This is a genomic window from Paenibacillus sp. FSL H8-0104, assembly GCF_038050215.1.
Classification (GTDB): domain Bacteria; phylum Bacillota; class Bacilli; order Paenibacillales; family Paenibacillaceae; genus Paenibacillus; species Paenibacillus amylolyticus.
Genome location: NZ_JBBOTC010000001.1, coordinates 1,959,048 through 1,971,533, shown reverse-complemented (window position 1 = coordinate 1,971,533; position 12,486 = coordinate 1,959,048). Strand labels below are relative to the sequence as shown.

11 protein-coding genes are annotated in these 12,486 nt (G+C 46.1%); 2 read left to right on the top strand and 9 right to left on the bottom strand.

The features are described from left to right. Nucleotides 1-11: 11 nt before the first annotated feature. The 4 genes from NST38_RS09005 to leuB form a co-directional block, all read right to left on the bottom strand. Nucleotides 12-1,118, bottom strand: a complete 1,107-nt coding sequence (locus NST38_RS09005) for a PAS domain-containing sensor histidine kinase (protein ID WP_036610143.1) — start codon at nucleotides 1,116-1,118, stop codon at nucleotides 12-14. Nucleotides 1,119-1,565: 447 nt separating this feature from the next. Beyond that, nucleotides 1,566-1,982: a hypothetical protein gene (locus NST38_RS09000; protein ID WP_017689649.1), complete on the bottom strand. Its 417-nt coding sequence runs from the start codon at nucleotides 1,980-1,982 to the stop codon at nucleotides 1,566-1,568. 356 nt (nucleotides 1,983-2,338) lie between these two features. Further along, a complete protein-coding gene (locus NST38_RS08995; protein ID WP_036610146.1) occupies nucleotides 2,339-2,878 on the bottom strand; it encodes a peroxiredoxin in 540 nt (179 codons plus the stop codon). A 277-nt stretch (nucleotides 2,879-3,155) separates the two neighbouring features. Continuing rightward, nucleotides 3,156-4,241 carry a 3-isopropylmalate dehydrogenase gene (gene leuB, locus NST38_RS08990; RefSeq protein WP_036669759.1) on the bottom strand — a complete coding sequence of 362 codons (1,086 nt, stop codon included), beginning with the start codon at nucleotides 4,239-4,241 and terminating at the stop codon, nucleotides 3,156-3,158. 233 nt (nucleotides 4,242-4,474) lie between these two features. Here leuB and NST38_RS08985 point away from each other — a divergent pair, with 233 nt between their 5' ends. After that, nucleotides 4,475-5,455: an aldo/keto reductase gene (locus tag NST38_RS08985; protein ID WP_076252450.1), complete on the top strand. Its 981-nt coding sequence runs from the start codon at nucleotides 4,475-4,477 to the stop codon at nucleotides 5,453-5,455. Nucleotides 5,456-5,715: 260 nt separating this feature from the next. Here NST38_RS08985 and NST38_RS08980 read toward each other — a convergent pair whose 3' ends face one another. From NST38_RS08980 to ilvB, 4 genes are all read right to left on the bottom strand, one after another. Beyond that, nucleotides 5,716-7,257, bottom strand: coding sequence for a 2-isopropylmalate synthase (locus tag NST38_RS08980; protein ID WP_017689653.1), 1,542 nt, complete (start codon nucleotides 7,255-7,257; stop codon nucleotides 5,716-5,718). Between the two features lie 139 nt (nucleotides 7,258-7,396). Further along, the gene (gene ilvC / locus NST38_RS08975; RefSeq protein WP_036669754.1) at nucleotides 7,397-8,389 is read right to left on the bottom strand and encodes a ketol-acid reductoisomerase; all 993 of its coding nucleotides are present in this window, start codon (nucleotides 8,387-8,389) and stop codon (nucleotides 7,397-7,399) included. 262 nt (nucleotides 8,390-8,651) lie between these two features. Then, nucleotides 8,652-9,134, bottom strand: a complete 483-nt coding sequence (gene ilvN, locus NST38_RS08970; RefSeq protein WP_024628317.1) for an acetolactate synthase small subunit — start codon at nucleotides 9,132-9,134, stop codon at nucleotides 8,652-8,654. Continuing rightward, the gene (gene ilvB / locus NST38_RS08965) at nucleotides 9,131-10,882 is read right to left on the bottom strand and encodes a biosynthetic-type acetolactate synthase large subunit (protein WP_036610160.1); all 1,752 of its coding nucleotides are present in this window, start codon (nucleotides 10,880-10,882) and stop codon (nucleotides 9,131-9,133) included. The genes ilvN and ilvB overlap by 4 nt, the downstream gene beginning before the upstream one ends. Nucleotides 10,883-11,486: 604 nt before the next feature. Between ilvB and NST38_RS08960 the strand changes: the two genes are divergently transcribed. Beyond that, the gene (locus tag NST38_RS08960; RefSeq protein WP_036611020.1) at nucleotides 11,487-11,930 is read left to right on the top strand and encodes a GNAT family N-acetyltransferase; all 444 of its coding nucleotides are present in this window, start codon (nucleotides 11,487-11,489) and stop codon (nucleotides 11,928-11,930) included. A 6-nt stretch (nucleotides 11,931-11,936) separates the two neighbouring features. Here the strand turns inward: NST38_RS08960 and NST38_RS08955 are convergent, their stop codons facing one another. Continuing rightward, nucleotides 11,937-12,326 (bottom strand): hypothetical protein, encoded by a 390-nt coding sequence (locus NST38_RS08955; RefSeq protein ID WP_076252452.1) that lies wholly within the window; start codon nucleotides 12,324-12,326, stop codon nucleotides 11,937-11,939. Nucleotides 12,327-12,486 lie beyond the last annotated feature (160 nt).

The following is a 12,486-nucleotide window of genomic DNA, read 5'->3' as shown; positions in this document are numbered from 1 at the left end:
CCCCGCTTTTCTCAATATACCAAGGGTAACATAATTATAAACCGCGTGCCTTCACCCTTTTTGCTATCCACAGAGATGGTGCCTCCATGGTTCTTGATGATTCGGTAACTCACCGAAAGTCCAAGCCCCGTTCCGCTCTCCTTGGTCGTGAAGAATGGATCAAACAGACGTACAAGCGTGTTATGGTCCATCCCATGACCGTTATCCGCGATGGAGATCTGCACGAACTTGTTTTCCGTGGCGGTAGATATTCGAATTAGACCCGTATGTTCTTCGCCAACTTCCTCAATGGCATCCATTGCGTTTTTCACCATATTCAAAATAACCTGCTTAATCTGTTTGACATCAATGGACACATTCAGCGGGGCATCCCCTTCATCCAGTACGATCTCGCATCCCTTCATCAACCCTTCGCTTTCGGTCAGCAAGACCACCTCTTTGAGCAAAGAGTCGACGGATATCACGGTCTTCTGTGGAGCTGACGGTTTGGAAGAATTCAAAAATTCGTAGATGATGTCATTCGCCCGATCAATCTCCGTCAGTATGATTCGAGCGTACTCGTCTTTGCCGAGCTGCAGCAAATGGGGCCTGAGCAGTTGAATGAACCCACGGATTGCAGTCAACGGATTACGAATTTCATGAGCAATAGATGCTGAAATTCGCCCCAGCATCGCAAGTTTGTCATTTTGATAAGCGGTCTGTTCAATTTGTTTATAATCAGATACATCTTTGACGCTGAACAAGAAGTCGCCATCCATCTGATCACCGTACGTCACAGTAACCAGCCAATGCCTTCCGTATTCATCAATCAATTCATGATAGCGCTTACGGTGAAAAATAGTTTCCCGATAGATACGTAAAATTTTCTTTTTCTTGAATCGGCTCATCTGCGGATGATGCAGCATTTGCATCAGGGTGCAGCCGCTCAACAGACTTCTTGGAAGTTCCAACAACTTTGCCATCTGAACGTTAATAAACGTCAATACACCGTGACTGTCAAACAACATAATACCGCTATCCAGATGTTCCAGTACATTCTCGTACTTGTTGTTATCCAGATGCACAGGCGGGAAACCATCCGTTGGTTGAGGCACTGTATCCTGAAATTCACTAATCATGTCAGGTTCCTCCTTTTCACGTAAATGATAAACTTGCCATTCGGACATCATATCATCACAGAAACAGGAAGGGCCGATTTTATTTTTCATTACCGGTGCCCTTTCGTTGGGGGGCTGAGCCGAAAATATGGATGGCATGGCCGGAACTCAAGCTGGTCTATTCCCGGTAACCAACAGTCGATCCGGAAAATCATATACGTTTGTCCCATTCTGACCTTCTCCTATTCCCAAACACGAACATTTTTTGCTCCGCCTCTTTTGCAAGTCTGTTTTTATCATAGACAAGTTTATAGAAGAGAGTCAATCGGAGAAAGTGTCGAATGGAAATTATTTTAAAAAAAACCTCGAATTAGTTCCAGAACACAGCACAAAAACGAAGCCGTTTCACCCAGTAGGCAAATCAGCTTCGTTTTTAATATCTTTAATTGGTGATATATCCGAGAGCATCTATAGTCCGGTCTTATTATGCTGAATTTTCAGTCTGCGCTGACTCATCACAGCTAATCGACGTTTAAGTTCGCTTTCCCACTTCTCGTCTTTGGTTTCCTTGGCGAGCCTGAGCAAATCCAGAGCCATATCAATCTGGCGCTGCACAATGACCATGGCATCCTCGCTCTCACGGTTTACACAGTTTTCAAAAATCGCATCCTCATCTTCTGTAACATAATCTTGAAAGTCGATCTCGGATGCACCGTCTCCATGCGCATATTCAGCCAGGATTTCGTATTCGTTTTCCACTTTATAATGCACCTCAACCCGGTGACACACCGGGCAAAACAGCAGGGGAACATTATGAACCTGGGTGCGGTAATGCTTCAGCGTGCCCTTCGTTCCAACCATACTTGCCCCACAACAGTAACTCATTTTTGTTCACCCTCCTTATTACGTGCCGGGACTTTTTTGTTAAAATGCCATCCCGTACACTTACAGCACTTCCGAAAAGGAATAGTTCCATCAGTGTATCACATTCATGTACAGATTATAAATGCAGAGCACCGGAATATTTACCGGGTTTCCATACCCTATTCGCCTTAAAGGCCATCAATTCCTCTTTCAACTGATAAAAAGAAGACTTTCTTCTAATATATTATTAACACGCTTAGCCGCTTGTTCAAACACTTTTGATTAACTTCGTGATAACTTCCGGCAAAAGGGTGCAAAAAGCCCTCAATCCCTAACGGGATGAGGGCTTGAACAAAAACCGTTCAAGTTAACTTGGCTTACAGGTTAGTGTCGCCTGGTTTCCAGTTCATTGCACACAATCCGCCGGATTGCAGTGCTTGCAGTACGCGAAGTGTTTCTTCAACACTACGGCCTACATCGTTGTGGTTAACCACTTGATATTTCAGTTCGCCTTCTGGATCGATGATGAACAGACCGCGCAATGCTACGCCTTCTTCTTCGATCAGAACGCCGTAATCTTTAGCCACTTGCTTCGTGATGTCAGAAGCCAGCGGGAAGTTCAATTGACCCAGACCATTGCTGTCTACAGGTGTATTGATCCATGCTTTGTGGCTGTGTACGGAGTCTACACTCACGCCAAGGATTTCAGTATCCAAAGCTTTGAATTGCTCGGAAGCAACGCTCAAAGCTGTAATTTCAGTTGGGCACACAAATGTGAAGTCCAAAGGATAAAAGAAGAATACAAGCCATTTGCCACGATAATCGGACAGTTTAACGGAACCGAAGTCTTGTCCGTCTCCCGATACTGTTTCCATTGCGAAATCCGGTGCTGGTCTACCTACCAAACGTTCTGCCATAACTAAAAATTCCTCCTTTGGGATTATGTAAGCATCCTTGCGGATTGCTCATCATCAAGAAAAACGCGAACGCTTTTCCTGTAATTAAAATGATTTGAACCTTGATAACAAGTACAAGTAAAATGTTATCATCCGGACTTCCCAAAGTCAAGATTATAAACATTATTTTTTTATAATCATTATAAATAAGGATTTTTCGTGGCAAAAATGATAAAGGAACAGCCCTCTGTACATTCCATAACTGGAAACAAAGGGCTGCCTGTAGTTGGTAATATAATTACGCCTGTTTCTGAATAGCCGCCACGATCAAATCGCCCATTTCGGTCGTGCTGATCGCTGTGCTCTTGTCTACAGCAATATCACTCGTGCGGTGTCCTGCATTCAATACATCCGACACAGCTGCTTCAATGGCATCCGCACCTTCTGTATACCCAAAGGTTGTACGGAACATCAACGCCAAAGAGAGGATGGTTGCAATCGGATTAGCGAGACCTTGACCTGCGATATCCGGTGCGGAACCGTGTACCGGTTCATAGAGTCCGAAGCTGCCCTCTCCCAGTGATGCAGATGCGAGCATACCGATGGAACCTGTCAACATCGCTGCTTCATCACTCAAGATATCTCCGAACATGTTTTCCGTTACGATGACATCGAAGCTGGACGGACGACGCAGCAATTGCATCGCGCAGTTGTCTACCAGTACATGCTCCAGTTCAACATCCGGATAATCCGGTGCTACCCGGTTCACGACTTCACGCCAGAGACGGGAAGTTTCCAATACGTTGGCTTTGTCTACAGAAGCCAGCTTTTTGCGACGTCCTTGCGCAATTTCGAATGCCTGACGAACGATCCGCTCCACTTCTGTTACATTATATGCACATGTATCTACTGCCTCTTCGCCCTGTGCACTTTCACGTCTGAATTTCTCACCGAAGTAGATCCCACCTGTCAACTCACGTACCACCATCAGATCTGTACCTTCCAGTACTTCAGGCTTCAGAGTTGAAGCATCCTTCAAGCAATCAAATACAACAGCCGGACGCAGGTTGGAGAACAATCCAAGTGCTTTGCGAATACCCAGCAGGCCTGTTTCCGGGCGAAGCTCCTTGCTGTTGTTATCCCACTTTGGACCACCAACCGCTCCAAGCAGGACTGCATCTGCACTTTTACATACAGTCAGTGTTTCTTCAGGAAGAGGCGTACCCTTCTCATCAATCGCGATTCCGCCAAACAACGCATGCTCTGTCTCAAAACGATAACCGAATACTTCCTCCGTACGTTTAAGAACTTTCTCAGCCTCAGCTACGACTTCAGGGCCAATTCCGTCACCTGCAATAACTGCAATTTTTTTCACGTCTGCCATTGGGTTGTCCACTCCTTATATTTCATTCATTAATTATTCATAAAGTAACGTCTCATATTAACTCTCTCCTTTGTATCATATTCCAAGGTCATTTGACCAAGATATACAATCTATGACTTTAATAGATTTTACCTATAAGCCAATAGAGATTGGCCTTTCCAAGTTGTTCTGACCTCCCGGCTGGGTTAAAATATAGCTGAATTCAAATCAGGTACGCAGGAGGGATAAGCAATATGCAATATTCGTATTTGGGTAAATCAGGCCTCAAGGTCAGCCGAATCTGTCTCGGTACCATGAATTTCGGGCCTGCTACAGATGAAAAAGAAGCTTTCCGCATTATGGACGCAGCACTTGATGCAGGGGTGAACTTTTTTGATACCGCTAACATCTACGGTTGGGGTGAAAATTCCGGCCTTACCGAAGAAATTATCGGACGCTGGTTCAACCAAGGTGGGGGCAGACGTGAAAAAGTAGTTCTGGCCACCAAAGTCTATGGCTCCATGCATGATGATACAGATGGCCCCAACAACGAAGCTGGCCTCTCCGCCTACAAAATCAGACGGCATCTGGAGGGTTCCCTCCGCCGCTTACAGACCGATCATATCGAGCTATACCAGATGCATCATGTAGACCCTGCCATATCGTGGGACGAGCTGTGGGGTTCGTTCGAGAATGCCGTTCATCAGGGTAAAATCGGTTATGTAGGATCGAGTAACTTTGCTGCATGGCAGATTGCAATCGCTCAAAGTGAAGCCAAGAATCGTCATTTCCTCGGCCTGGTTTCCGAACAACATAAATATAGTCTCAACTGTCGTTTGCCTGAGTTGGAAGTACTGCCCGCAGCCAAAGAGCTGGGCCTCGGCGTCATTCCATGGAGTCCACTGGATGGTGGTTTATTGGGACGTAACGCTCTGCAGAAGCTGGAAGGAACACGCAGCGGGGGCATCGCTGGACGGATCGAGCAGCAGCAAACTCAGCTTGAAGACTTTGCCACACTGTGTCGTGATCTCGGTGAACCACAGGATACGGTGGCTTTGGCATGGGTTGCAGCCAATCCGGCAGTGACCGCCCCGATTATCGGACCGCGTACGCTGGAGCAGTTTGAGACCGCACTCAAATGTCTGGACGTGACTTTGGATGAAGCCGTGCTCAAACGTCTGGATGAGATTTTCCCGGGTCCAGGTGGACATGCACCTAATGCATACGCATGGTAATAGCTTGATGGCGTAAGCCAATACAATAGGAAGCGTAGAAAAGGTTCTGTGTTTTACTGCCATAATCATATAAATAATAAGCAAAAGAGTCTGGCCCTCCACAGGAGAGTCAGACTCTTTACGTACCTCACTAAACGTAACAAAACAAGCCGAACGATCTTCTATATCCATTAAATTAAAGATAGATCATTCTAGTAGCATACATGTGTCTCAGCTTAAAGTTCAGTTCAATGAAAGGTGCGTGCTTCTTGCATTGGAGCCTAAAGATTAACGTTTACACGGTTCGTATATGTCTTGCGCTTCTCAATCAATTGATTCAGGCCGTCTACATAGGCACGTGCACTTGCACCCAATATATCTGTGCTTACGCCACGTCCTTGTACCGAAACCTGATTCTGTGTCAGCACAACATGTACTTCACCCAATGCATCCTTACCATGTGTTACCGATTTGATGGAGTAGTCCGACAACGTTACGTCTTCCCCACTCACTTGGTCAATCGCATTGTAGATTGCATCTACCGATCCGTTACCCTCTGCTTGCTTCTCAAGCGTATCCCCGTCAAGCGTTGCAATGCGGACTTTGGCCGTTGGTACCGATTCATCTCCGTACGTAACAAAGATCGATTCCAGTTTATACACTTCAGGTGCATCCTGCAATTTCTCTTCAATTACAGCGAGCAGATCTTCGTCAGTAACTTCTTTTTTCTTATCAGCAAGATCTTTGAACTGAGCAAAAGCACGATTCAATGCTTCTTCTTCCAGCTCATATCCCAGATCAATCAACCGTTCACGGAAGGCATGACGACCAGAATGTTTACCCAGTACAAGTTTGCTTTCCTTCAGACCGATGGACTCTGGAGTCATAATCTCGTACGTGGTTTTTTCCTTCAACATGCCATCCTGGTGAATGCCGGATTCATGTGCGAAGGCATTCGCCCCAACAATGGCTTTGTTTCCAGGCACAACCATACCTGTCAAACGGCTAACCAAACGACTGGTCCGTGCAATTTCAGACAACTGCAGCGATGTTTTCGCCTGGAAAAATTCCTGACGTGTCTCCAGCGCCATAGCAATTTCCTCGATCGCCGTGTTTCCGGCACGTTCACCAATGCCATTGATCGTACCTTCGATCTGATCGGCTCCGTTGAGAATGGCTGCAAGTGTATTGGCCGTCGCCATACCCAAGTCATTATGGCAGTGGGCACTCAGCTGTACCTTTTCAATACCGTGTACATTCTCCTTGAGATGTTTGAAAATGTTTCCGTATTCATATGGGCTCAGGTAACCAACCGTATCCGGAATATTCACGACAGCTGCACCTTCTTCAACAGCCATATTCACCATTTCCACGAGGAAATCATACTCAGTACGACCTGCATCCTCAAGTGAGAATTCAATCTTCGAGAATGTTTTCTTTGCATAACGAATCGCGGAACGAGCTGTATCCAGTACCTGCGCTTTGTCCATGCGCAATTTATGTTGGCGGTGAATAGGTGAAGTTGCCAGGAAAACGTGAATGCACGGGTCCTGTGCACCTTTAAGTGCTTCCTTAACCGCATCAATGTCTTGCTCTCTGGAACGGGACAAGCCAATTACAGTCACATTTTTGACCGCATTTGCTACTGCATTGACAGCTGCCAGATCACCTGGAGATGCCGCCGGGAAACCCGCTTCCATCCGGTCAATGCCAAGCCGCTCGAGCTGATGGGCAATTTCCACCTTTTCACGAGTGTTCAGATTGACTCCCGGGGATTGCTCTCCATCACGTAGCGTTGTGTCAAATACATAGATTTTACGCACGCTTCGCACCTCCTGTACTTGTTATTATATGTTTCTCTGAACCAGCAATAGCGGCTCACGCATAAGCACGGCCGCTATTCCCAGTTAAAGCTCTAAGTTTACTTGATTACCTTAAAGTGCATGCTCTAGAAGTTAATGCTTACTTCTTGATCCAGTGCATCATCTCACGCAATTGTCCGCCAACCACTTCGATTGGATGTTCAGCTTCGTTACGACGAGTTGCTGTCAAGAATGCACGTCCGGATTGGTTTTCCAGAATGAAGTCGCGTGCGAATTTACCTTGTTGGATATCCGTCAGCACTTCTTTCATTGCTTTCTTCGTATCTTCAGTTACAACACGAGGTCCAGTTACATAGTCACCGTACTCAGCTGTGTTACTGATGGAATCACGCATGCTTGAAAGTCCGCCTTCATACATCATGTCAACGATCAGCTTCAGTTCGTGCAGACATTCGAAGTATGCCATTTCAGGAGCGTAACCCGCTTCAGTCAATGTTTCGAACCCAGCTTTTACCAATGCACTCACACCACCACACAGAACAGCTTGCTCACCGAACAGATCTGTTTCTGTTTCTTCACGGAAGGAAGTTTCGATAACCCCTGCGCGTGTACAACCGATACCTTTAGCATAAGCCAAACCGATTTCTTTAGCTTTACCCGTTGCATCTTGCTCAATCGCGATCAGGCCCGGTACACCAAAACCTTCCACATAAGTACGACGTACCATGTGACCAGGGGACTTAGGAGCTACCAGCAATACATCGCTGTTTTTTGGAGCAACGATTTGACCGAAATGAACGTTGAAACCGTGTGAGAAGAGTAATGCAGCGCCTTCTTTCAGGTTTGGTTCGATTTCGTTTTTGTATACAGAAGCTTGAGTTTCGTCTGGCAGCAAGATTTGAACTACATCTGCGCGGCTTGTTGCTTCAGCCGGGGACAGAACTTCAAATCCGTCATTTTTTGCAGTGTCGAAGGATTTACCTTCACGAAGTCCGATGACTACGTTCAATCCACTATCACGAAGGTTTTGAGCTTGGGCGTGGCCCTGGCTACCATAACCGATTACCGCGATCGTTTTTCCTTTCAATACGTTAAGCTCTGCATCCTGTTCATAATAAGTAGTTACTGGCATGTTTATAAGTCCTCCTTTGTATTGTAAAGAACCCTTCATTAATGAGCGGGTGTCTCAAGGGACCGCCTCGCTTGGAGTGTCAAAAGCAATCTCTGGTCTGATCCGATCCGTTCAGACACCCGCCCATTAATGCGGGAATGTAGCTATATTTTCAAGCGTTACATCACTAAAATGTTAAATTACAACTGTTAAGGGACTGACACTCACATAAGATCAACTGTATATGTTAGCTAACCGTCGTCCCTCTTCATTCATTATAGCTTTATACGTTGCCGCGTACCAATGCAGTTATGCCTGTACGGGACAATTCGCGAATGCCATATGGCTTGAGCAATTCAATCATAGCATCAATTTTGTCCGTATCTCCGACTACCTGCACAATCAGGCTGCCTGGACCAACATCTACAACGGATGCGCGGAATGTTTCTACCACACCCAGAATTTCAGGACGCTCGGAAGGCTCTGCTTTCACTTTAATCAAAGCGAGTTCACGGGCTACCATCGGTTTCAGGCTGAAATCAACCACTTTAATAACATCGATGATTTTATACAATTGTTTCTCAATCTGCTCCAGCGTTTTATCGTCACCAATGGTGACAATAACCATCCGGGAGAGTCCTGGTTCTTCCGATTGACCTACGGTAATACTCTCAATGTTAAATCCGCGTCGACCGAACAACCCTGACACACGCTGAAGGACGCCTGGCTGATCGTTTACCAATATTGAAATCGTATGTCTAATCATTCGTCAGCATCCCCCATCAGCATTTGATCAATTGTTGCTCCCTGCGGAACCATTGGATACACATTTTCATCCTTGCGTACTACGAATTCTACAACGACTGGTCCTGGTGTATCCAAAGCTTCCTGCCAAGCACGCGCTGCTTCTTCCTTATTCGTTGCACGCAATCCTTTCACGCCATATGCTTCAGCCAGTTTTACAAAATCCGGGCTTCCTGCCAAATCAATGTGGCTGTAACGGTTCTCATAGATGAGTTCCTGCCATTGGCGAACCATTCCAAGTACCTGATTGTTAATGATCACAATTTTTACCGGTATATTGTTAATGGCACAGATTGCGAGTTCTTGGGAACACATCTGCATTCCGCCGTCACCGTTAATGGAGATAACGAGTCTGTCCGGATTGGCCATCTGAGCACCAATTGCAGAAGGGAATCCAAAGCCCATCGTTCCTAGACCACCCGAAGTTACCCATGAACGTGGTTGATTAAACTTGTAATATTGTGCCGCCCACATCTGATGTTGTCCCACATCCGTAGTCACAATCGCTTCACCTTTGGTTGTATCATTCAACATTTCAACAACCCACTGCGGTTTCAGCACTTCGTCTGAATCCGTATAGCTGTATGGCTTCTCTTGTTTCCACTGTTTGATCTGGTCTCTCCATGCATCTGCACGCTCTGCACGTCCAACTTCTTTGTTGGCTATTTCAAGTACGGTCTTCACATCACCAACGATTGGAATATCGGTTGCAATGTTTTTACCAATCTCAGCCGGATCAATATCGATATGAACGATTTTGGCATGTGGAGCGAATCCGTCCAGCTTACCTGTTACCCGATCATCGAATCGTGCGCCGATATTAATCAGCAGATCCGACTGTTGGATGGCCAGGTTGGATGTGTATGTTCCGTGCATTCCTGGCATCCCTGTCCATAGTTCATGCCCACTTGGGAATGCACCAAGCCCCAGAAGGGTTGTCGTAATCGGAATACCTGTCTTCTCAACAAACTCGAACAGTTCTTCATGTCCTCCCGAGTATACCACACCGCCACCGGCCAGAATCATTGGACGTTCTGCTTCCTGAATGGCCTGAGCCAAACGGTCAACCTGCAGTTTGTTTGGTACTGTCCGTGGATTGTACCCTCTTAATGTAACAGGTTCAGTACTTGGTTCAAACAAGGTTTTGTTGGCTGAGACATCTTTCGGAATGTCGATCAGTACAGGACCTTTACGGCCGGTGTTGGCAATATGGAATGCCTCATGAATGATACTCGACAAATCCTTAACATCTTTTACCAGATAGCTGTGTTTGGTGATCGGCATTGTAATCCCGGTAATATCCGCTTCCTGGAAAGCATCCGAGCCGATCAGGCTGGAATTAACATTTCCCGTAATGACAACCAGCGGCACAGAATCCATATATGCCGTGGCTATTCCAGTAACCAGATTGGTTGCTCCCGGCCCGGAGGTAGCGATACAAACACCAACTTTGCCGCTTGCACGTGCATATCCGTCAGCTGCATGAATTGCACCTTGTTCGTGACGGGTTAAGACGTGTTTGAAATCCTCGAAACCATACATTGCATCGTAAATGTACAACACTGCGCCACCCGGGTAACCAAATACGCAATCCACACCTTCAAGCAACAAACTTCTCAGCAGAATCTCGGAACCGCTAATGACCTCCGGCTTCATCCATTTTTCACGTAATTCATCTGTCGATCGTACTTCTGGAATTTGAGCTCCCATTAGTCATCCTCCTCTCGGAATTTACACCATTCTGACATTTAAAGTTACAAAAAAAACCTTCCATCCCCTGCAAACAAGTTCATGCTTGCGAGGGACGAAAGGTTATCGCTTCCGTGGTACCACCCAACTTTGCCCGAAATTTCGCAATAACGGACCTTACCAGGTACAACAAAACGAATAGCTCAAACGAACATAGTCGTTTCCCATACCTGTTGTCTGTAACGCAGACATACGATTTTCCCTAATACGCGAAAGGAGTGACATCCAGTGCTTTTCAGGAAAACAGCTCCGAGGTGAGCTCGTATATAAGGGATAATGGTGGTGGTTTCAGCAATTCCAGCCACTCTCTGAGCAAAAGAGCCCTTAAAACTTCGTCCTCTTCATAGCCGATGAAATATTCTCGTTAAATGTTAGGAACATTATATGATTCCTCCAACCGATAAGTCAATACCTGTTTTGCATAAAAATTCAGAGAACCTTCCTTCCTCCCTCTTCAGCCTATAAGGTTGCCCTAATCCTAGCGCTTCATTCAGTCACCTTTTATCTTACTTCAGGCATAGGATATACGAGCAGCACGACTGGTCCTGAAAGGAGGCTCCGCATGGTGATTCGGCAACGCACATCCAAGCTGGATGATGGCGCCATCATGAAGCTGATTGACACTCAACTTGTTCCTTTATCCCATATGAGCGAAAAGGAAATTAATAAAATCCGCAAAGAAATACCCCTGCGAATGAACAGGGGCATGACCTTTGTTGTCTCGCCGGAGCCAGACAAAGCTGCTGTGGCATTCATCCATTTTCTCATGCATGGGGAATTGCTCTATGTCGATATGATGGCCGTTAGTCCGAAAGAACAACGCAAACGTTACGGGCAAACTTTGTTGCTCAAAGCAGAGAGCTTTGCGGTATCTCGGGGTTGTCGAAGATCTAAAGTGATGGTGGATGAGGGAAATACCAAAGGGCTTCAGTTTTATCAAAAAAATGGATACAGCGCGATTCGATACATCATGATAAGCCGCTGCTACGAATTGGAAAAAACATTATAGAATGTCCTAGAAAAATCCTGGTGGGCGTGGACCTGGACCATAAGGGCCGAATCCAGGACCAGGTCCATATCCGCCACCAGATCCTCCAGGTCCATATCCCGGTCCGTAGCCTGGACCATATCCAGGGCCTGGTTTTGGTCCAGGTCCATATCCGGGACCGAAGCCGGGACCACCTCCATAAGCATAAGGCAGTGTGGCAATAGCGAGCAGATCAAACAATACCAGTGGCAGAATCGCTTTTGTACGTACTTTTTTGCCATTCAAACGCTTGAGTACCAGTTTGTTGCCCGATACTTTCAACAGCTTTCCCGTAACCCGAGTGCCGTCTTTTTTGATTGCAACAATATTTTTGCCTATTAATTTCATCGCTTCATCACGCGTAACTTGTTGTTTCATACTTTCCCCTCCTCCTCGGATCGTTCAAAACAGTGTATTCGTCCATCACTGAATTCGCCTGTTTCTTTGTCCCTACCTGAAAATATGGGTATCTGCACGAGAACCAAGTTAAACGTGAAAAAGTGGCTTGGTGACGCTCAAAAAAACAAAAAAGGCCCGC